The organism is Virgibacillus xinjiangensis, from assembly GCF_042643145.1.
Classification (GTDB): Bacteria; Bacillota; Bacilli; order Bacillales; family Amphibacillaceae; genus Virgibacillus_O; species Virgibacillus_O xinjiangensis.
Map to the genome: position 1 here is coordinate 176,006 of NZ_JBHRSA010000041.1, position 19,220 is coordinate 195,225.

At 45.9% G+C, this 19,220-nt stretch carries 21 protein-coding genes; 9 read left to right on the forward strand and 12 right to left on the reverse strand.

Features of this window, described 5'->3' with window-relative positions:
- Nucleotides 1-46: 46 nt before the first annotated feature.
- The gene (locus ACFOGI_RS10275) at nucleotides 47-1,342 is read left to right on the forward strand and encodes a S8 family peptidase (RefSeq protein ID WP_390272045.1); all 1,296 of its coding nucleotides are present in this window, start codon (nucleotides 47-49) and stop codon (nucleotides 1,340-1,342) included.
- A gap of 46 nt (nucleotides 1,343-1,388) precedes the next feature.
- Here the strand turns inward: ACFOGI_RS10275 and ACFOGI_RS10280 are convergent, their stop codons facing one another.
- The gene (locus ACFOGI_RS10280) at nucleotides 1,389-1,700 is read right to left on the reverse strand and encodes a metal-sulfur cluster assembly factor (RefSeq protein ID WP_390272047.1); all 312 of its coding nucleotides are present in this window, start codon (nucleotides 1,698-1,700) and stop codon (nucleotides 1,389-1,391) included.
- Nucleotides 1,701-1,787: 87 nt separating this feature from the next.
- Complete coding sequence (yjfP, locus tag ACFOGI_RS10285; protein WP_390272182.1) at nucleotides 1,788-2,549, reverse strand: esterase; 762 nt, start codon at nucleotides 2,547-2,549, stop codon at nucleotides 1,788-1,790.
- Nucleotides 2,550-2,688: 139 nt separating this feature from the next.
- On the opposite strand from yjfP, the gene ACFOGI_RS10290 reads away from it, so the two are divergent.
- From ACFOGI_RS10290 to ACFOGI_RS10300, 3 genes are all read left to right on the forward strand, one after another.
- Entirely contained in the window at nucleotides 2,689-3,522 is an 834-nt protein-coding gene (locus ACFOGI_RS10290) for a Cof-type HAD-IIB family hydrolase (RefSeq protein ID WP_390272049.1), read from the forward strand.
- A 271-nt stretch (nucleotides 3,523-3,793) separates the two neighbouring features.
- Complete coding sequence (locus ACFOGI_RS10295; RefSeq protein WP_390272051.1) at nucleotides 3,794-4,003, forward strand: DUF3813 family protein; 210 nt, start codon at nucleotides 3,794-3,796, stop codon at nucleotides 4,001-4,003.
- Nucleotides 4,004-4,182: 179 nt separating this feature from the next.
- Nucleotides 4,183-4,446 carry a NifU N-terminal domain-containing protein gene (locus ACFOGI_RS10300; RefSeq protein WP_390272053.1) on the forward strand — a complete coding sequence of 88 codons (264 nt, stop codon included), beginning with the start codon at nucleotides 4,183-4,185 and terminating at the stop codon, nucleotides 4,444-4,446.
- Between the two features lie 43 nt (nucleotides 4,447-4,489).
- On the opposite strand, the gene ACFOGI_RS10305 is transcribed toward ACFOGI_RS10300, so the two are convergent.
- Together ACFOGI_RS10305 and ACFOGI_RS10310 are read right to left on the reverse strand one after the other, a co-directional pair.
- The gene (locus ACFOGI_RS10305) at nucleotides 4,490-4,915 is read right to left on the reverse strand and encodes a hypothetical protein (RefSeq protein WP_390272055.1); all 426 of its coding nucleotides are present in this window, start codon (nucleotides 4,913-4,915) and stop codon (nucleotides 4,490-4,492) included.
- A gap of 46 nt (nucleotides 4,916-4,961) precedes the next feature.
- Nucleotides 4,962-5,804 carry a YitT family protein gene (locus tag ACFOGI_RS10310; protein ID WP_390272057.1) on the reverse strand — a complete coding sequence of 281 codons (843 nt, stop codon included), beginning with the start codon at nucleotides 5,802-5,804 and terminating at the stop codon, nucleotides 4,962-4,964.
- A gap of 108 nt (nucleotides 5,805-5,912) precedes the next feature.
- Here ACFOGI_RS10310 and ACFOGI_RS10315 point away from each other — a divergent pair, with 108 nt between their 5' ends.
- The 3 genes from ACFOGI_RS10315 to ACFOGI_RS10325 all read left to right on the forward strand — a co-directional run bounded on the left by ACFOGI_RS10315 (nucleotide 5,913) and on the right by ACFOGI_RS10325 (nucleotide 8,331).
- Entirely contained in the window at nucleotides 5,913-6,773 is an 861-nt protein-coding gene (locus tag ACFOGI_RS10315) for a DegV family protein (RefSeq protein WP_390272059.1), read from the forward strand.
- A gap of 355 nt (nucleotides 6,774-7,128) precedes the next feature.
- Nucleotides 7,129-7,326 (forward strand): YppF family protein, encoded by a 198-nt coding sequence (gene yppF, locus ACFOGI_RS10320; protein WP_390272061.1) that lies wholly within the window; start codon nucleotides 7,129-7,131, stop codon nucleotides 7,324-7,326.
- Between the two features lie 138 nt (nucleotides 7,327-7,464).
- A complete protein-coding gene (locus tag ACFOGI_RS10325; RefSeq protein ID WP_390272184.1) occupies nucleotides 7,465-8,331 on the forward strand; it encodes an SDR family oxidoreductase in 867 nt (288 codons plus the stop codon).
- Nucleotides 8,332-8,387: 56 nt separating this feature from the next.
- Here ACFOGI_RS10325 and ACFOGI_RS10330 read toward each other — a convergent pair whose 3' ends face one another.
- The 4 genes from ACFOGI_RS10330 to ACFOGI_RS10345 form a co-directional block, all read right to left on the reverse strand.
- Complete coding sequence (locus ACFOGI_RS10330) at nucleotides 8,388-9,866, reverse strand: alpha-amylase family glycosyl hydrolase (RefSeq protein ID WP_390272062.1); 1,479 nt, start codon at nucleotides 9,864-9,866, stop codon at nucleotides 8,388-8,390.
- A 1,042-nt stretch (nucleotides 9,867-10,908) separates the two neighbouring features.
- Nucleotides 10,909-11,439 carry a hypothetical protein gene (locus tag ACFOGI_RS10335; RefSeq protein ID WP_390272064.1) on the reverse strand — a complete coding sequence of 177 codons (531 nt, stop codon included), beginning with the start codon at nucleotides 11,437-11,439 and terminating at the stop codon, nucleotides 10,909-10,911.
- A complete protein-coding gene (locus ACFOGI_RS10340) occupies nucleotides 11,354-11,773 on the reverse strand; it encodes an IS110 family transposase (RefSeq protein ID WP_390272066.1) in 420 nt (139 codons plus the stop codon). The genes ACFOGI_RS10335 and ACFOGI_RS10340 overlap by 86 nt, the downstream gene beginning before the upstream one ends.
- 323 nt (nucleotides 11,774-12,096) lie before the next feature.
- The gene (locus tag ACFOGI_RS10345) at nucleotides 12,097-12,468 is read right to left on the reverse strand and encodes a YisL family protein (RefSeq protein WP_390272068.1); all 372 of its coding nucleotides are present in this window, start codon (nucleotides 12,466-12,468) and stop codon (nucleotides 12,097-12,099) included.
- Between the two features lie 154 nt (nucleotides 12,469-12,622).
- On the opposite strand from ACFOGI_RS10345, the gene ACFOGI_RS10350 reads away from it, so the two are divergent.
- Nucleotides 12,623-13,819 (forward strand): ornithine--oxo-acid transaminase, encoded by a 1,197-nt coding sequence (locus ACFOGI_RS10350; protein ID WP_390272070.1) that lies wholly within the window; start codon nucleotides 12,623-12,625, stop codon nucleotides 13,817-13,819.
- Between the two features lie 45 nt (nucleotides 13,820-13,864).
- Here ACFOGI_RS10350 and ACFOGI_RS10355 read toward each other — a convergent pair whose 3' ends face one another.
- Nucleotides 13,865-15,049 carry a DUF418 domain-containing protein gene (locus ACFOGI_RS10355; RefSeq protein WP_390272072.1) on the reverse strand — a complete coding sequence of 395 codons (1,185 nt, stop codon included), beginning with the start codon at nucleotides 15,047-15,049 and terminating at the stop codon, nucleotides 13,865-13,867.
- 136 nt (nucleotides 15,050-15,185) lie between these two features.
- Here ACFOGI_RS10355 and cyoE point away from each other — a divergent pair, with 136 nt between their 5' ends.
- Nucleotides 15,186-16,121 (forward strand): heme o synthase, encoded by a 936-nt coding sequence (gene cyoE, locus ACFOGI_RS10360; protein ID WP_390272074.1) that lies wholly within the window; start codon nucleotides 15,186-15,188, stop codon nucleotides 16,119-16,121.
- Nucleotides 16,122-16,261: 140 nt separating this feature from the next.
- On the opposite strand, the gene ACFOGI_RS10365 is transcribed toward cyoE, so the two are convergent.
- The 3 genes from ACFOGI_RS10365 to ACFOGI_RS10375 form a co-directional block, all read right to left on the reverse strand.
- Nucleotides 16,262-16,819 (reverse strand): hypothetical protein, encoded by a 558-nt coding sequence (locus ACFOGI_RS10365; RefSeq protein ID WP_390272076.1) that lies wholly within the window; start codon nucleotides 16,817-16,819, stop codon nucleotides 16,262-16,264.
- Complete coding sequence (locus ACFOGI_RS10370) at nucleotides 16,816-17,448, reverse strand: SCO family protein (RefSeq protein ID WP_390272078.1); 633 nt, start codon at nucleotides 17,446-17,448, stop codon at nucleotides 16,816-16,818. The genes ACFOGI_RS10365 and ACFOGI_RS10370 overlap by 4 nt, the downstream gene beginning before the upstream one ends.
- A gap of 76 nt (nucleotides 17,449-17,524) precedes the next feature.
- On the reverse strand, nucleotides 17,525-19,204 hold the full coding sequence (locus tag ACFOGI_RS10375) for a cbb3-type cytochrome c oxidase subunit I (protein WP_390272080.1): 1,680 nt from the start codon (nucleotides 19,202-19,204) through the stop codon (nucleotides 17,525-17,527).
- Nucleotides 19,205-19,220 lie beyond the last annotated feature (16 nt).

Genomic DNA, 19,220 nt, shown 5'->3' on the forward strand with positions numbered 1-19,220 from the left:
CGTACGATGCTAGTGCACGTACTTTTCTGAGAGAGGAGGTGATTTTTTGCTGAACTTCTCCATGATTCAACTGCTGCGGAAAAATGGTAATAAAGTCGATAAGACCGTCCGGCAAGAATTGATCGGTTTTTACCGTCCATTCCGCTCTATCCCCTGTTTTTTGCATCGTCCCATTGAAATATTCAGGAAAAAAGTGAAAAAAATGCCGATCCTTATCGAGTTTGAATCAAATTCTTTTACGGCTGGGATGAGTGAAATCCAAGGTAAATGCAGCCAGCTTCGTGAGCTTCCGCTAATCTCCAGCTGTTCCGCTAAAACCTCTGTAGAGAATATTGAATATCTTCTTACAAACTGCAGCCATATCAAAAAAATCCACTATGACCGAAAGATGACAGCTCTGTTGGATACCGCTGTCCCTTCCATTCATGCAGACCAACTTCAGCAAGCTGGATGGACCGGGAAAGATGTAACCATTGCCGTTGTAGACACTGGCATCCATCCACATCCAGACCTGGAAGACCGCATCCTCGGTTTCTCCGACCTAGTCAATGGCAGAAGCGAAACGTATGATGATAATGGGCATGGTACTCATTGTGCAGGAGATGCGGCCAGTAATGGCGCTCAGTCTGCCGGACAATATCAGGGACCGGCTCCAGAAGCTAACTTGGTCGGTGTAAAGGTACTCGACAAAATGGGAGCTGGTTCACTTTCAACGGTTATCGAAGGTATCCAGTGGTGTATTGATAACCAATCCGCATATAACATTCGCGTTCTATCCCTTTCCCTCGGTTCGGAAGCGGTAGAATCGGCGGAGGATGATCCTGCCGTACAGGCGGTGAATCGTGCATGGCAGAGTGGTATTGCAGTATTTGCCGCAGCCGGCAACTCAGGGCCAGACCCACAGTCGATTGCAAGCCCGGGTATCAGCCCGATGATCATTACGGTCGGCGCGGTTGATGACAATGATACGGCTCAACGATCGGATGTGACAGTACCAGACTTTTCAAGTCGCGGACCGACCATAGATGAAGAAGTTAAACCGGATTTGCTAGCACCAGGAGTCAATATTGTCTCCCTAAGATCACCAGGTTCTTTCATTGATAAAACCAATAAAGGGGCTCGTGTGGGTTCAGACTATATTTCCTTGTCAGGTACCTCAATGGCTACACCGATTTGTGCTGGGGTCGCCGCCCAATTGCTGGAACAGGACAGAGAACGGTCACCAGACGATATAAAGACGCTGTTGTTAGAGGCGTCTGAAGATATAGGACAACCTCCCAATGTACAGGGAAATGGTTATCTGAACGCTTCCGAATTGCTCCCAGAAGAGCAGACGGATTAAAAAAAGCTGACCCGCTCAAGAAGCGGACCAGCTTTTTCTTTTTTTATTAATCCGGAATACCAAGAGCAATCTTGGCGTAGCGGGACATCATATGTTTGTCCCAAGGCGGATTCCATACAATGTTCACTTCGACTTCTTTTACTTCCGGAATGTCATCCAGCGCCATCTTCACATCACGTTCGATATGGGCAGACAGCGGACAGCCCATTGCCGTCAAGGTCATCGTCACTGTACAAAGACCCTCTTCATTCAAGTCGACATCATATATCAAGCCAAGATTGACAATATCGATTCCCAATTCCGGGTCAATAACATTCTCCAATGCGCCCATCAGATTTTCCTTCATTGCCTCTTCCATGGATTTACCTCCTCGTATCATCTGTACTTCTATTTAAACATATTTCGACTGTTTAATAAATGATTTAAATCACACATTGCATCCATTCTACAGATGTTTTTCAAACCACTTGGCAGTCTCCAACACAGCTTGCCGGCTAACTTTATGTCCTCTGTTCTCCTCTTTTATGAACTGGATCTTGTCCTTGTCCGTATATTCCCCTTCTACTTGTTCATAAAATGTAAAGGAATGATCGAACGGCACCACGGCATCACTTTCTCCATGCCAGAACAACAACGGCCGTTGGCTAAGCTTTTCCGGATTCTCCGACAAGTCATAGTCTTCCAACTGTTTATACAGACTGCCGATCATATCTTCCGTGATAGGAAGGTCCCCTACCTTTTTGAAACTTTCCACCAATGTTTTCGCGTACACGGTAATCTTGGGGGAACCCATTAACACGGCGGCAGTACGGATCCAAGGATACTGGGCGAGTGCTGCCGATGTAGTGATCCCGCCCATGCTTGTTCCGGCAACACCTATGCGACCGTCTTCCAACAGGCCGGATGTTTCCAGATGATCCTTGATATCTTTCAGTTCCTTGACGTTTTGGATGACGATATCCCAGAAGGAGACCTGCTTTTTCATGTCGGATTCTCCCCCCTCTCTTTCACCGTGAAACTTACTGTCAGGAAGTACTACCCGGAATCCTTTTCCAGCCAGCAGATAAGCAAGTGGCAGGTTGTGCTCTTTTGCACTTGTAAAGCCGTGGAAATAGGTTACTGTCGGCAAAGCATCGTCTTTCCGAACAGCATCCACCACAACCAAGCAGGGAATCCCTTTTATCGTCTCTTCATGTATAGCGATCATTCGTCCGTCCCCTTTTTCTATTTTTTTCATTATTTCTTCATTCTAATAGGGGGGAATAGACTTTTGCAAATTTTGCAGCTGAGTATTACTTTACAACTTTACCCACCGCCTATACACTTATTAAATACGAGGTGAAAATATGGAAAATAAAAAACATTTGATTGCTTTGGATTTAGATGGAACGCTTTTAACTGATAAAAAAGAAATCAGCTGGCATACAAGGGAAATGGTTCTTCAAGCCATGTTGGAAGGCCATGTTGTTGTCATTGCCACCGGGAGACCTCACCGTGCCAGCATTGATTATTATCATAACCTGGGGTTGAACACCCCAATGGTCAATTTTAATGGAGCCCTGGTGCACCATCCAAATGACAATAAGTGGGAGGCCCTGCATAATCCGATGCCATTGACGACGGCTAAAAAAATCATTGATGTCTGTTATGATCTCGATGTAAAGAATATCCTTGCCGAAGTTCGGGATGATGTCTACCTTGATGAATATGATGAGCAGATTATCGATATTTTCCAAGAAGGCGGCCAAGACACCCCTTTTCGGATCGGCAAAGTGAAAAATCAGCTGGATACTGATCCAACTTCCGTACTGATCCATCCGAAGGAAGACCACATCTATACACTCAGGAACCACCTGGATGACTACCATGCCGAATTGATTGAACACCGTAAATGGGGTGCTCCATGGAATATAATCGAAATTGTAAAAAAAGGCATCAACAAAGCAGTCGGACTGCAGAAAATCGCCCATTATTTCAATATCCCACAGAATCGCATCATTGCATTCGGCGATGAAGACAACGACCTGGAAATGATCGATTATGCAGGAGTTGGCGTGGCGATGGGCAATGCCATACCCGAGCTTAAAACCGTGTCCAAACACATAACCAAAACCAATGAAGAAGATGGAATCGGCCTGTTCCTGGAAGAGTATTTAAATCTTAAGAAAAAGTCCTTTTAATCCCGATTTTTACCAAGACTAATGGGTTCGAGTACGAACCATACTAGGAGTGGACGTTGAAAAGCGTTCACTTTTCTCATTTCCGTTCACAATACGCTGTATCTCCAAGGAGGAGTTTCCGGTGGGAAAACGCAGCAAATCTAAACGATTCAGCCACCAAGGTGCTGAATCCGTCAAGAAGCATGCGGAAAAGTTTCCATATCGTTCCCGTCTCTCTGACACCATAAGGGAACGCGGCTAAGCAGTAAACACACTTGAGGAGGGGTTTTCGGTGCAAAACAATAACAACAACATGTTTCAACAAGCACGAAATGCCGTAATGAACATGATGCAAGGAAATAACAACGGCAACCCGAGCCAGGCAGAGCAGCAAGCTGCACAAAACGCCATCCAAGCCGCATATAATGAAGCTACCCCACAGGAAAAGCAAGAATTGCAACAGCTCGAACAGCAGCTGAAACAGCATAATAAATTGCAGTAACACAGGTAGAACGGGAATACCACGCAGGCGAATGCCACTTCATTCTGGTGATGAAACGGGTTTGCCATATGCGGAAGTAAGCCTCCGTTACGTGATAGCGGGGGCTTACTTATCAAATCTTTTCTCTTTCGCGTGATTTCTGCTAATATAGAATTAAGTATGATGAGGAGGGATGAATAATGGGAATCCGTGCAGAAGAAACACCAAACCCCAATGCCCTGAAATTTACGACGGACAAGCTGATTTTCCAAGGTGACAGCAGTGTATCCGTTATGCCTGGGGATACGAGCGAATACGAAATTTTAAATGAACTGATGCAGCTGAATGGCGTAGACAACGTATTCGGCTACCAAAATTTCATTACAGTCAATAAACAATTCGATGCTGAGTGGGAACAGCTTTCCCCTAAAGTGATCGAAGTCATCGAGAACTATGGCTACTGATACATAGTGAAAAAATCCAGCCTTGTAAAAGGCTGGATTTTTTCTATTCATCCATATTCATGTCAACTGGGATATAGTTGGGATTGACCAGTTCTCCTTGCTGATCTTTAGCAAAAATGGTAATGATGGGCGCTTCAGCTTCATCAGAGGGATCAAGTTCTTCTGGCATTTCGATGTTCAATTGAAATTCTCCCCACTCCTGTTCTGATTCTTCCGGAGAAAAACCCGTCTCTTCCACCAGGAGTGTTTCCCCCTGCTCCATCTTGTAATAGATTTCGTCTTCTGTGGTCTTTGCTTCTGCCGTCAGCTGGATTTCCCCACCAGTTGTGAGGACATCAATGTTTCGTAAACTTACCGCAGGACTACTCTCCTGTTCTGCTGCTTGATTTTCCGTACCTTCTGTTTCGTCCCCGCCGCTGCATCCCACTAAAAAGGCCACAGCTGCAAAAAGGATCAGAATGTGCTTCATTGTTCTATCTCCTTTTCTTAAACGTCCACATTATACATTAGCATCGTTAATCTTTCCGGAATACGCCGAACACTTGGGTTGTCTGTACAATATTGGTGAATGCCTTTGGATCGACTTCATTAATGATGCGCTCGAGATCATAGAGCTCATAGCGCGTGATGACCAGGTAGAGCATGTTTTGATCGGCGTTGGTGTAGGCCCCTTTTGCCGGCAAGATGGTGATTCCCCGCACCATGGCCTTATGGATTTCATGCTGCATTTCCACTGCTTTGTGTGTGATGATCATAGCCGTCAATTTTTCGTGACGGGTGTGGAACGCATCAATCACCCTTGTCGTTACATACAATGTCAGTAATGTATATAACGCGTTCTCCGGTTCATATAAGATCCCGGCAAACAGTATGATGACAGCATTCAGACTGAGGAAATAAAAACCGATCGGCCGGTCTTTCATACGGGAGAGTACCATGGCGATGATATCCATTCCGCCAGTGGAAGCACCGTGCCGCAACGTCAGCCCGACACCTGTACCACCAATGACCCCGCCGAACACGGCATTCAGGATATAGTCTTCAGAGAAACTGATCACTGGCAATACTTCCAGTGCTAAGGTGGTGACAAATACGGATATCACGCTATAGATAGTGAATCCCTTGCCTACTTTAAACCAACCGAGCACTCCTACAGGTATGTTCAAGATGAACAACAGGATACCAGTACTGATGCCGAAACCGAGGAAATCCTGGAAAACACTTGCACCTAGCTGTGCTGCCCCGGTAAAGCCGCTGGCATATACGTTGGCCCCGATCAGGAAAAAGTTCAATGAAATGGCATTTAATATTGCGCCGATGATTACAATAAATATACGCTTTGCTTCAACTAAAAACATGGCAGCCTCCTTGACGTCTGTTCTGCTTGGATTATATTTTGACTAACATGTACAATCCCTATAAACTAAAGGAAAGTATCATCCTATTTGAGAAATGAAGGTGAAAGAATGACTGTTAAAATTCTTGCCGACTCTGCAAGTGATTTATCAAAAGTACATTATAGCGAATATGACATGGAAATGGTACCTTTAACCGTCCATCTAGACGAAAAAGAATACAAGGACGGGTTGGAAATTGAACCAGTAGAAGTCTACAACGCCATGCGGGAAGGTAAAAGTCCAAAAACTTCCCAAGTCTCTCCACAAACGTTCAAATCCATTTTCACATCTTATGCAGAGAATAATCAAGCATTAGTATACTTCGCTTTGTCATCTGAATTATCCGGCACCTACCAGACCGCCAAATTGATGGAACAGGAAGTGAAAGATGAATTTCCCGAAGCACCCATCCATATCGTTGATACGAAGTGCGTTTCCATTGGGTACGGACTGGTATGTCTCCATGCAGCCAAACTGGCGAAAGAAGGTGCATCCGTGACGGAGGTTATCGAAGCTGGTACCCATCATGCGCAACATATGGAAAGCATCTTTACTGTTGACGATTTAGAATATCTTTACCGTGGCGGGCGTGTCAGCAAGTCGCAGGTGTTCTTCGGTTCCCTGCTGAAAATCAAGCCGATTCTTCATGTAGATGACGGAAAACTCGTTCCCCTCGAGAAGGTGCGCGGGTCCAAGCGACTGTTCAGCCGCATGCTGGAAATAATGGAAGAGCGGGGTAGCGACCTGAAGGATCAGACGATCGGCATCAGCCATGGTGATGACCTCAAACGAGCAGAAGAATTGGCCGGCATGATCAGAGCCAAGTTCGATGTCAAAGATATCGTGATCGAGATGGTAGGTTCCACCGTTGGAGCACATGCCGGACCGGGAACGATCGCCCTCTTCTTCTTGAACGATACGAATCAGTAACTGCCAAATCCGGATCCCAGAGTCTCCAGGGTCCGGATTTTACTATAGGAAACCAGTTATCCCGCCTTAGGCTGAAGGCCCTCTTGATAAGATCGGCCCGACTTGCATGCCAGCAATCCTTTGGTTACTGACAGCATCCAGTATCATGTATCTATTACCTTCCGACGGGATTTTTCAAACACCGTATTGACTCTAAGGAGTTGCATCACCAATACTACAAGACTCTGCTCACTCACAAGGGAGATTCCTGGAGACGGGTTCTTAAAACTCTGAGGCCATTTTGTCCAAGCATTGCATCAAATGGACACCCCCCTCATATAATGTAGAAATTATGTTATGGGAGAGGGGAACACGGATGCGAATTACTGAACTGCTCGACGCTTATGAACTTGAAAAAAACCACGCACCGGAAACATTTGATGATTTATTGGATTACTACCAGCAGAAATATATCTCTGGAGAAATAGATATCAGCAAGTATCGCAGAATCTATTCGCGCCTTAACGCAGAAGGCGCAGTATCCGCCCATGAACGTGTCTCAACCAGCCCCTGAACCGGGGGTTTTTTTTGTGATTGTAACATATTCCCTGAGGTTCTCTTCCTATTCCGGACTATGCCGTTAGGATTGAAATTCCTCCATTCGGGTACATTGAGAGAAAGGATAATGTAAGGAGGATATATCATGTCAGAAATGGAATACAACAACGGTCAACAGACACCACCAGCCCAGCAACAGGAGCGCCAGCCTGGCTTTGAGAATGATATGCATCCAGAACCAGTGTACATCCGTGATGATTACCAAGGCAGCGGAAAACTGGAGGGAAAGGTCGCTATCATTACAGGCGGCGATAGTGGTATCGGCCGGGCAGTGAGTGTCCATTACGCAAAAGAAGGAGCAGACGTGGCAATCGTCTATCTGGACGAACACGGAGACGCAGAAGAAACAAAGAATCTGGTAGAGAAAGAAGGCAGGAAATGTCTGCTGATCGATGGAGATGTCGGCAACCAATCCTTCTGTGAAGCAGCTGCCACCGAAGTGCTGGATAAATTAGGTAGAATAGATATCCTGGTCAATAATGCGGGCGAACAGCATCCGCAGGGAAGCTTTATGGATATTTCGAGTGAGCAGATGGAACGTACTTTCCGAACCAATATTTTCAGCATGTTCCATATGATTAAAGCTGTGCTCCCTAACTTGAAAGAAGGAAGTTCGATCATCAACACCTCTTCCATTACTGCTTATAAAGGAAGCAAAGATTTGATCGACTACTCCGCCACCAAAGGTGCCATCACTTCCTTTACCAGATCTCTTTCCGAAGAGTTGGCCGAGCAAGGCATCCGCGTGAATGGCGTAGCACCAGGACCAATCTGGACACCACTCATTCCAGCTTCTTTCAGTAAAGAGAAAGTGGATGCGTTCGGTGGAAATACACCAATGAAGCGTCCCGGCCAGCCAAGCGAACTTGCTCCGGCTTATGTTTATCTCGCCAGCAATGATTCCAGCTATGTATCCGGCCAAATGCTTCATGTGAATGGCGGAACCATTGTCAACGGCTAAAAGGCAAAAAGTGCGCAGGACAGTATCAAACGAAACCGCCCTGCGCACTTTTTTATCTATGCTTTTCTTTTCCTTTGTTTCAGACTCAAGTAAACCACGCCACCGGTAAACAATAGAATAACCCCACCAGCAAAGCCGATCAGACTCCAGTTGAGACCGGCATCTGGCTCGATGGCATATACCTCTACCGATTCTCTCGGTATACCAATTTTATGGTTGCCGTTTTCATCTTCCCTCACAATATTGTCTGCGAGATATCCCCTCAGCTGCTTGCCGGAACCAACTTCACTGAGGGGAACAACCCCTGATTCACTTCCATTGTTGATAGCGATATACATTGTTTCACCTTCAAAGGTGCGTTTGAACACACTCATTGCACCACTGGAGCCGGCCAGTTCAAAATCGCCATGGACCAGTACATCGAATTCTTCCCGTAACGAGGAAATACGATCATGAAATTCCTTCACCTCTGGTTCTCCACTATTATGGGGCACCAGTCGCTGCGAGCCTTCAGCTCCCTCCCCATACATCGGAAGCTCTGTCCCCTGAAGAATAGCCGGTACACCAGGTGAAGTATACAGATAGGTTAGAGCCAATGTCCATGCTGTTAAGTTGTTACGGCCATTTTCAGCAAAGATCTGAGTAAACCTGTCGGTATAGAAAGTGTCCATGAACACGATATCGGATTCCCTTCCGTTCTCCTCCCACACTTCATAAACCTCCGTTATTGGTTGATCCACCTCTGCAAACGTTTCACGCAACACCTCTTGCATATGAAGATTATCGACAGCGTCCACTTCCGTATTTTCCATAAGGATATCCTTGCTGTCTTCTTGTGCGAGTATATTGCCGAACAAGTAAAATTCTTCATCTTTTCCTTTTATATACTGGGTGAAATCAGCCAGGAAGTCCATGGAAGCCTGATCGGCAGCATGAAGATAGAAACCGTCGATATCCGTTTCTTCCATCCAAAAGTCAGCTGCTTCCCGAAGCATGTTTCGTACGCGTTCATCTTCCTGATCCAGTACGGCAGCCTGTTCGGCCCAAGTTGGGTCCACATCTTCCCCGGCAAGTGCAGATGCTGCCGACTCTACAGAAAGCGGGTGATCCTCTGCGGCATAATTGGTCACAAATTCAAGGACCACCTTTATGTCATGCTGATGTGCTTCATCAATAAGCTGATGTAAATCCTCCATCGTACCATACTGTTCTTCTATCTGCTGAAAGTCTTCTATCCAATATCCATGATATCCGTTTTCTGCATTGGCCATGATTGGAGACAGGGAGATTGTGGTCACGCCGGTTTGCTCCAACTCCCCGAGCCGCTGGATGATCCCCTGCAGATCGCCTCCATGGTAAGTATCCGGGTCGTCGATATCCACTTGTTGGTCATTATTGCTGTCTCCATTGTTATAACGGTCCACCATGATTTTATAAATAATTTCTTCATTTACCTTTTGCTCTTCTGCCTGTACAGGCAAACTGCCCAGCAAAAAAAGTGAAAGGCCGAGGAATAGCCATATCGTTTGTCTCATCATCTGTCCTCCAAAAAATAATATCAGTCTTGTTCCATTATTAACCTTTTTGGCAAATAGTCAACATGAATTCCCTCATTGTTGAAAATCCTTCAAAATAGCGGCTGTTATATGTTATTTGTGCTGATTGGCTGCTTGGTATTTCGTAATTGTGCTTCTCCTACCGCTACAGGGATTCCCCTTCGCTTTTCACCGGTGGCCCGTGAGCTTCCTCGAACTGAAAACGGATGAACCTTCCTCGCGCTATTCAACAAGCCTTGGGGGGTGCCACCTATGCCGCTGCGGAAACTCCACTTCGCTTTCCGCGGGTGACCCGTGAGCTTCCTCGAACTGGCGTTCTCCGGGATCTCACTCTGGTCACGGTTCCCGCAGGAGTCTCGTGGATTTCCTCCGCTGGTTGGTGGTTATACTTCAGTGGACGCCTGTTCCCGTAGAATGGAAGTATTAGGCATTCTCATAAATTTGATTTTTAGTGAGAAAGCTTCACTAGACATTGATTCCATGACCGACGTTCATCCGATTACCAGAAAACTACACCAAGCGGAGACAAAATACGTAGACTCCCTCAGGAAAAGTTATTCTGCTGGGCCTTTAAACGCTTTTTTTTGAATTAAATTTTTTTTGTAAAGGTACATTGTGTTTGTTTCATCACTCATTTAACACGTTGCGGTGGGAGATTGGTATATTCTCCCATCATATACTTTATAGGCACATTGGATCTCTGCATCTTAGGGGACTTACCCTCCCATATCTCCTGGCATCAAGTGCCTACATTCCTTCGTTGGGTCTTACCCTAACGCAGAGGTCGGCAACTGCTCCTGCATGGACTAATCCTCGCGGACTGTCTGAAGTCTTGGTATGGCCGACTTCTCCGTGTCTGGATTGTTTTTCAGGGATGAAAAACCCTAAGCTGCTTTAGACTCAACGAGGAAAGGCATATCCTGCATCATATGGTCTATATCAAACTTTCGGCCGTGCTTACACAAGCCATGACATATTTGAAGCAACTTTCGCGATAGAACAACCAATGACTCTTTGCCTGTCAAAGGATTCTCTCTGCGAGAGATATAATAGTCATAGAGAGCTTTAAAAGCTTTATTCGCATGCAATAATCCATACTTTCCAATTGATTGATAAGCATACTGATTTCCATTCTGGCCATTTCAGATCCTTCTTGTATGCCTATGGAGTGCTCAGCGTGATGCATCAGCTGTTCGACTTTCTTTTGCGGAAGATAGGTATGTCCAGCTTCACGATGGGCTTGAGTCATCTCTACAGGTGAAACATTCAAGAAGTCGACAGGCAATGGAGTGTCTTTTAGAATCGCGCAAGCTTGCTTGCCTAGTCCCTTGTAAACAGATTGAAATTCAGGGAAGTAAAGGTCTAACCAACGTCGTATACGATTCTGAATGGAAGATAGATCTTTTCTAAGGCGACTACGAAAAGCTGTGCCTTTGCGTAATTCAGCCTCAACGGTGCCTTGTTCCCTAGGAATACTGTAATGACCATACGTGATCATTTTTGGCGATGAGCCGGGCATCTTTCCTATCATTCTTGCTTGGCAGATTGTCATCAAGTTCTTTGGACTTCTTCACGTGATGAGGATTCACTAATACAAAAGGAATATCGTAGTCCGTTAGGAATTCTGCAAGGTTCATCCAATAGTGGCCCGTTGGTTCAAAGCCGACCAAGACCCGCTCTTTGCCGTGTGTCTCTACAAGTTTCATGAGAGTTGTGTAAAAAGCTTCGAAATCCTGGCGGGATTGTTTTATCCTCCAGCTTTTACTCAATTCACGCCCACGATCATCGACAGCGCATGCGTAGTGAGTCGCTTTAGCGATGTCCACTCCAACAATTAGAATTTGTTCATTCACTTGTTCAATACGCGAATTTCTATTATGATGCATGTAAAGATCCTCCTTAGTTATGAGTTGGTGGCACCTGCATCATAACGGAGGGTCTTTCTTTATGCAATAGGCTATTCCTTCATTAACAGGAATGGCTCCTGTGGGAACAGCACGAGTCTGAAGACCCCGGAAGAAGCGTTCTTTGCTTCTGAGGAGACTGAAGCCGTGCCCACGGAAAGCGAAGTATTTTTGTCGGAGCGGATGCAATATCTGTCGAAGCGCGGGTTTATCGGCAAGACATGTGATAGATTTACATCTATGTCGTTAGTGATTTCAATTGCGAGGACCCACAAAAAAAGCCGTCTCCGGAGAGACAGCTTCTATTAAGGGGAGATTCCCAATGGCAGACGGCCGAACCCGAGAATCAGTGCCAGCAGAATGGCGATCACCAGCTGGATCCATGGACCTCTTGCCGGTTTTTCCTTCTTTGTTTTCCCCATAATCATTTCTGCTGCTGCAATGACCCATAGTCCTGCCAACCCTTTGGTGATTGCTTCAGCCAGAATCGGCATGCTTGGATTGGAAAGATAATTCCAGAGCAGCATGATGCCTGTAAAAAGTACCAGTAAATAGTCCAATCGTAAAATCATGTGGACGATTTTGCCCGCCTTGCCGTTTCCGCCTTTGTACAGCGCTACTGCGGCAACAAGCAGGATGATCAGCAGCACCCATGAGGTGATGTGCGTATGTATCATCATCCAGTCCTCCTTCTTCATGTTACTGCCATAATATCATGGACCATCCGAAAAATCATTTTAAAGAATTTTTAAGCTCCCTGGAGAAGTAAAAATATTAAAAAACTGTTATACTAGAAAAGTATATTTATTTATAAGTTATCGGAGGGATAGTATGGTACGTACGAGTCAGGAAATTATCGACCAAACACAGGAATTCGGAGCGAAGAATTATCATCCACTTCCTGTTGTCGTAGCTAAAGCGGAAGGTGTTTGGGTGGAAGACCCTGAAGGCAACCGCTATATGGACATGCTCAGTGCCTATTCGGCAGTGAACCAAGGGCATCGTCATCCAAAAATCATTGAAGCATTGAAGGAACAAGCAGATCGAGTTACTCTTACCTCCCGTGCATTCCATAACGATCAATTGGGACCATGGTATGAAAAGATCTGCAAGCTGACGAATAAAGAGCTGGCATTGCCAATGAATACAGGGGCTGAGGCTGTCGAAACAGCTGTCAAAGCAGCACGCCGTTGGGCTTATGATGTCAAAGGAGTGGAAGAGAACAAAGCAGAGATCATCGCTTGTGAAGGAAACTTCCATGGACGTACCATGACAGCCGTTTCCCTCACTTCCGATGAGGACAATAAGCGTGGATTCGGTCCAATGCTGCCAGGAATCAAAGTCATTCCTTATGGTGATATCGAAGCATTGAAAGCGGCCATCAATGAAAACACTGCTGGCTTCCTGTTCGAGCCGATCCAAGGAGAAGCTGGAATCGTCATGCCTCCAGAAGGCTTTTTGAAAGAAGCATATGATGTATGTAAGGAAAATAATGTTCTCTACATCGCTGATGAAATTCAAGCAGGTCTTGCACGAACCGGTAAGATGTTCGCATGTGACTGGGAGAATGTCACACCGGACATGCATATCCTCGGCAAGGCACTGGGCGGCGGAGTATTCCCTATCTCCTGTGTAGTAGCCAATAAGGATATCCTTGGCGTCTTCAATCCAGGCTCCCACGGGTCCACTTTCGGCGGTAACCCGCTGGCATGTGCTGTATCTATCGCTTCTCTAGAAGTGTTGGAAGAAGAGAAACTTGCCGACCGTTCCCTGGAACTCGGTAATTATATGAAAGAAGAGCTACAATCCATTGACAATCCAAAAATCAAGGAAGTACGTGGGAAGGGTCTGTTCATCGGTGTTGAACTCACAGAAGCAGCCCGTCCTTACTGTGAAGAGCTGAAAGAAAGAGGACTTCTCTGTAAAGAAACCCATGAAAATGTCATCCGCTTCGCACCACCATTGATCATCGACAAGGAAGACCTGGATTGGGCGATCAGCCATATCAAAGAAGTTTTGAAAGGCTAAAAATCGAAAAAGGAGGTGTCCCCACTGTAGGGACACCTCCTTTTTTCATGCTTCTTTTCCATTCTTACGCCGAAATGGCTGCCTCTTATTATAGGTCAAACTACGCCAGATCCACTCAAGCGGCCCGAAACGAAACTGGGCCATCCACCATCTACTGAGCATGATTTGTATGATGAAAATTCCTGCAGCAATCAGGACAGTGGAAGAGGGAGACACGGATCCATACAACCCTAGTCCGATGCCATAGAAGATCACCACACTGACAACCGACTGGAAAATATAATTGGACAGTGCCATCCTTCCAACCAAGCTGAACGGCCGAATGACCAGCCGTCCCACCTTTGTTTGCGCAGCCAAGGCAAAGGTTGCTATATAGAATAACGCCGAGGCGGTCCCTCCAATATTATCTTGTATATAAGAGAACCAAGTCGGATTGCCGAATATGTAAGGTCCTGCCTTCAACACCATAAAAAGCAGCAGCATGATTCCCCATATTTTCATCAGGGATGCTTTTGATTCCTCCGGTTTATGGAAGATCCGTTTCCTCGCTAGATACATCCCAATCAGAAACATTGGCAGCAGCATGCAGATCAGGATGAGAAATGACCCAGCATTGGAAAACATCCAATCTCTGAGATTCTGACCCCAAATATCCGTCAAGCTTCCACTTTGATAGTTATCAAATGCTTGCTGGATCTCCGATTCAAATGTCTGATCGAGATAATCACGGGCCGCATACAGACCCAATGTAAAGAGGGCTGCACTGCCCAGCAGCAAAGCCATAGCCCAAAGTAGCAACGTTTTTTCCTTCACTCTGAGGAACAAAAGCATCAACAGTCCGATACTCCCATAAGAGAGAAGAATATCCCCATGCCAAATCAAGAAAGCGTGAACCAATCCAAATCCGATAAGGATCAATAACCTTCTGGCCAGAAAAGGTTTTACCCTAATTCCTTTTTCCTGAAGCCTTTCGTTCATCAGCTGGAATCCAAACCCGAACAAAATGGAGAACATGGTATAAAAGCTCGCCTGAAAGAAAATATCAATCATGCGGAGTGTCCACTGGTCTATGGAAGACGGCCATGCTTCCCATTGCCCTCCATAGATGAAATATGGTGCTGAAAAAGTGCCGATATTCACGATGAAAATTCCAAATATGGCAAACCCCCTGGCTGCGTCCAGCCATTCCAGACGATTCGCGTCTTTCACCGGCTGAGGCTGTAAATCCATAAGCAAAATCCTCCCCCTCTATATAACCCCTGCAATTACTATTCGCGTAACATCCAATAAATCCTCCAATTAAAGTTAGAGTGTCCTTTCTCTCCGTGATATAATAGATAGGTAGTCCTTTAAAGGTGGGAATTTAATGGGAAATGAATACATGAACGTTTCCGGGGGTCATAAATCTTCGAAAACTTTCAAACAACAAAGCAATCTTATCACTGATATAAAAGCATTAGTCAAGTCAGGTGTCCTCATTGCCAATGCCTTGCCAGTGTTTGCCGGTTTCTGGCTGGCCCTGCATTTCACTGACGCCTCGTTCGGCGAATTTTGGGGTAGCTTCCTGTTGACCATGGCCGGCAGCACCTTGGTGATGGCCGGAGCACTTATTCTCAACAACTGGTATGATTCGGATATTGACACGGTAATGGACCGAACGAAACATCGGCCGACCGTCACTGGAAGCTTTTCTTTGAAAACGGTGCTCCGGATCGGCATTGGAGCGACAATTGCCGGTTTCATCCTTCTATTATTCACTACTTGGGAAACGGTTTTTTATACATGGATCGGCTGGTTCACTTATGTTGTCCTCTACACGATGTGGTCCAAACGCCGGTATACACTGAACACCGTAATCGGGAGCATTTCAGGAGCAGTAACTCCCTTGATTGGCTGGTCAGCAGTCGATTCAGCCATTCATATTGTACCTCTGACACTTTTTCTCCTTCTATTCATCTGGCAGATACCGCATACCTTTGCCATTGCCATCAGAAAGCATGATGAATACAAGGCAGCCGGCGTCAAAATGCTCCCTGTAGTGCATGGAATGGATGTAACCAAGCGGCAGATGACCATATACGTGGCGACACTGCTCCCCCTTCCCTTCCTGCTGCCCGCACTGGGAGTGCCATTTATGGTGATCGTTACAATATTGAATGCAGCATGGCTGGTTTTATCGATCCGTGGCTTGTTTACAGATGAACACAGGAAATGGGCTTATTGGAACTTTTTATACTCGGTCAATTACCTTACCATTGTATTTATGCTCTCCATCCTCGTCACCCTGCCGATCTTCGACTGATTATCGGCAGGAAAACGAAGACGGAGGGCATTTTTATGGTGGGCTCCTGCAGGATCTTATGAGATAGTTTAAGCAGCAAGCAATTCCTCCTTTTCAAACCCAAAAAACCGGCACTGACAGCAAATGCTTTCAGTGCCGGTTTACTCATATTCTGATCGGTCGATGAACAATAATTGGATGAAATATATAAGAATACTGATAGCAAGAAACAAGAATGCCCAGCCAAGTGTTTTCTGTTCAACAATCAGATAGCTGTTGCACAACTGAGTTGGCGAAGCAATATAAAGCCAGGCCATAATTCCGCACGCAGCAGCAGAAGTAATGTACACACCATTCTTCCACATGCCAGTAAGTTTGCTCCAACTGTCCCGCAGCGGTACACCAGCAAGAAATGGTAGACTGATGAACTTGAAGATTTCTACAGCTGGAATGGTAAGTGCTTCATCCATCGTACGAGGAAGCAGCCAGTACAGCATGATGATCATAAACAACAATATTCCCGGCACTCCATCCTGATTCCACTTAGAAAACAATCCAGGGAACTTTTTCTGGAAGAATGGAGCCATCAACATACCAGCGATGACAAACAACGGCATCTGCATATGCATATGAATGGCCATGATAGATTCCGCCAAAGTTACTACCGGGGGGAGCATTAGAAATATATAGAGTGCTAAACTATAACCAGCCTGTTTCATCTTTCTCTCCCCTTATCCAAGGTATTGTTTACTTTTGCAGCAGCCCCTTCGATATCTGTATAATCCATCACATCTGCCAGATTCCCTTCTGGGTCTACCAGGTAAAATGCAGAATTATGAGTGAAATTACCATTCTGATCCGGAATGACCACCACACCAAATTCATCCAACAGCCGGTTCAACTCCTGTTGATCCGAAATGCGCGCCATCCTCCACGTCTCACCGTCACTGTTAAACATCATCCGGTATTTTTCCAACGCTGCCGGATCATCTTGTTCTGGATCGAAGCTGATACTGAGAAAGACAATATCTTCGCCGATATACTCTGCCGGGATGGAGTTGTATACCTGGGCTTGATTCATCTCCAGCTCCGGACATACATCCATACATGCTGTGTAGATGAAGGTGATGAATACATACTTGCCAGCGAACTCATCGAAAGAATAGATCCGCTCTTTACTGTCTTCCAACGTTACTTCCGGAAAGGCAGGCTGCTCAGCGCGCAATGCATTGGTTCTGGCTGTCTCTAACGTATATGCCTGGAAACCATCAGTTGCTGTAAAAATTAGGATGAATCCAAATAGGAGGACCATGGCAATTGAGATCTTATGTTGTTTATTATTCTGCACAGGAATCACTTCCTAACTAGTGTTATGAATCAAGCAAGAGACAGTCCGGCTGGCACCGGCTGTCTCTTTGCCTGTTCTACCATGTACGGAATGGAGGCGAACCTGGAGGTGCATTGACAATCAGATCCACTACTGGGATAACGTATCCCATGGAAACAACTGCAATCATCAGCACAATCCATAGTCCCCAACGTTCCGTCCACTTAGGTGTTGGTCCGGCGTTCGGTTCCGGTTCTGCAATCGGGAATTCCGTTTGCCCTTTCGGAGCCCGGAACATGAGGTGGAAAACAATATAGACCATCATTACCACACCTATGATCAACAGCGTACCACCGACAGCGAGGAACATGAGGTATGGATCCCAACTCAATGCTGTCGCGTTATCTCCATACGTTGAATAGGATGTTCTTCTCGGAGAACCGAGCAGTCCGACCCAGTGCATGGCTCCAGCCATGAACAGCATTCCTGCTGTCCAGATCAGTGTTTGGATGACGCCGAGCTTATTCATTTTTGGTGTCAGCTCACGTTTTGATAGATATGGAATCAACCAGTAGGCAATCCCGAAGAATGTAAGCATGACAGTCGTTCCCACTGTAAGGTGGAAGTGGCCGGTTACCCATAGGGAATTATGCACTACTTGGTTCAATTGGTTATTAGTCTGCGCAATACCGCCTGCTCCGCCCGGAATGAATGCAATCATAGCTATCATTGGTGCAAGGAAGCGGACATCTCCCCATGGGAGTGTTTTCACCCAGCCGAGAAGGCCTTTTGCGCCTTTTTTCCTTCCGGTTCTTTCAAAGACTGCGAACATGGCGAATGCAGTCATTAGAGATGGGAAAGCAATGGATAGACTCATGAATACATGCATGAACTTCAGACCTTGGGAAAATCCTGGGTCAATGATCTGGTGGTGGAAACCGCCAGGAATATTAAGAATAACAAGCATGATGATGACCAAACGGGTCAATGAATCACTGAACAACCTTCCTCCTATGATCCTTGGTACCGCTACATACCATGCAGAGATAGCTGTCAGATACCAAATGTTCACAAGCGTATGTCCAAAGCTCCAGAACAATGTGCGGGCAAGCAGTACATTGACAGTCTCTTTCCAGCCGAATGCCCATGGAATCAAAGTGAATACTTCGATCGCCACTCCGATACTTCCGAAGAACAACATGACGAATACGCCGACCGCAAAGAAGGAAAGAAGTGGAATATGCTGGCCACGGTTCTGCTTTCTCCATTTTGCTACGTTGATAAAACAGCCGAATGCTGCAACCCAGATCCCGACGACCAGAAAGACGAGGCCGATATAAAACCAAGGTGAAGCCTGCATGGGCGGATAGAAGGTATACAGGACGGAAGCATCGCCTGACACAATCATTGATCCTGACATGACTGTGCCGACTGCCATGAGCCCGAATGCTGTCCAGCCCATTTTACGGACTGCTGGCAGCAGACCTCCCAGCGTATGTGATAATACTGCATAAAAGTATCCTACTGTAAATAGTGCTGTGAATACCAGGACCATCAACACCCCGTGTCCTGTAAGTGCTTGATAATAGTCGAACCATGGCGGCAATTGCATCAGTCCCGCACGGTTCAATCCCTGAAACAGCCCCAGAAACCCGCCGATCAATAATGCAATGAATGCGACAGAGAAATACGTCAATGTAAGTCGGGAATCTTTCTGGTTGATGCCCAGAGCCTTATTTGCCTTTTCGCTAAATGGTTCTCTTACTGGCAATTCCATGTGATTGCCTCCTTCC

What these genes read in the sequence shown, in the direction of transcription:
- ACFOGI_RS10315 (WP_390272059.1), top strand. Translation starts at nt 5,913, where the DNA reads ATGACTGTTAAAATTCTTGCCGACTCTGCAAGTGATTTATCAAAAGTA.
- ACFOGI_RS10345 (WP_390272068.1), bottom strand. Translation starts at nt 12,468, where the DNA reads ATGATACATACGCACATCACCTCATGGGTGCTGCTGATCATCCTGCTT.
- ACFOGI_RS10335 (WP_390272064.1), bottom strand. Translation starts at nt 11,439, where the DNA reads ATGACAATCTGCCAAGCAAGAATGATAGGAAAGATGCCCGGCTCATCG.
- ACFOGI_RS10365 (WP_390272076.1), bottom strand. Translation starts at nt 16,819, where the DNA reads ATGAAACAGGCTGGTTATAGTTTAGCACTCTATATATTTCTAATGCTC.
- ACFOGI_RS10310 (WP_390272057.1), bottom strand. Translation starts at nt 5,804, where the DNA reads ATGTTTTTAGTTGAAGCAAAGCGTATATTTATTGTAATCATCGGCGCA.
- ACFOGI_RS10355 (WP_390272072.1), bottom strand. Translation starts at nt 15,049, where the DNA reads ATGGATTTACAGCCTCAGCCGGTGAAAGACGCGAATCGTCTGGAATGG.
- yppF (WP_390272061.1), top strand. Translation starts at nt 7,129, where the DNA reads ATGCGAATTACTGAACTGCTCGACGCTTATGAACTTGAAAAAAACCAC.
- ACFOGI_RS10300 (WP_390272053.1), top strand. Translation starts at nt 4,183, where the DNA reads ATGGGAATCCGTGCAGAAGAAACACCAAACCCCAATGCCCTGAAATTT.
- ACFOGI_RS10280 (WP_390272047.1), bottom strand. Translation starts at nt 1,700, where the DNA reads ATGGAAGAGGCAATGAAGGAAAATCTGATGGGCGCATTGGAGAATGTT.
- ACFOGI_RS10290 (WP_390272049.1), top strand. Translation starts at nt 2,689, where the DNA reads ATGGAAAATAAAAAACATTTGATTGCTTTGGATTTAGATGGAACGCTT.
- ACFOGI_RS10350 (WP_390272070.1), top strand. Translation starts at nt 12,623, where the DNA reads ATGGTACGTACGAGTCAGGAAATTATCGACCAAACACAGGAATTCGGA.
- ACFOGI_RS10375 (WP_390272080.1), bottom strand. Translation starts at nt 19,204, where the DNA reads ATGGAATTGCCAGTAAGAGAACCATTTAGCGAAAAGGCAAATAAGGCT.
- yjfP (WP_390272182.1), bottom strand. Translation starts at nt 2,549, where the DNA reads ATGATCGCTATACATGAAGAGACGATAAAAGGGATTCCCTGCTTGGTT.
- cyoE (WP_390272074.1), top strand. Translation starts at nt 15,186, where the DNA reads ATGGGAAATGAATACATGAACGTTTCCGGGGGTCATAAATCTTCGAAA.
- ACFOGI_RS10305 (WP_390272055.1), bottom strand. Translation starts at nt 4,915, where the DNA reads ATGAAGCACATTCTGATCCTTTTTGCAGCTGTGGCCTTTTTAGTGGGA.
- ACFOGI_RS10325 (WP_390272184.1), top strand. Translation starts at nt 7,465, where the DNA reads ATGGAATACAACAACGGTCAACAGACACCACCAGCCCAGCAACAGGAG.
- ACFOGI_RS10330 (WP_390272062.1), bottom strand. Translation starts at nt 9,866, where the DNA reads ATGAGACAAACGATATGGCTATTCCTCGGCCTTTCACTTTTTTTGCTG.
- ACFOGI_RS10340 (WP_390272066.1), bottom strand. Translation starts at nt 11,773, where the DNA reads ATGCATCATAATAGAAATTCGCGTATTGAACAAGTGAATGAACAAATT.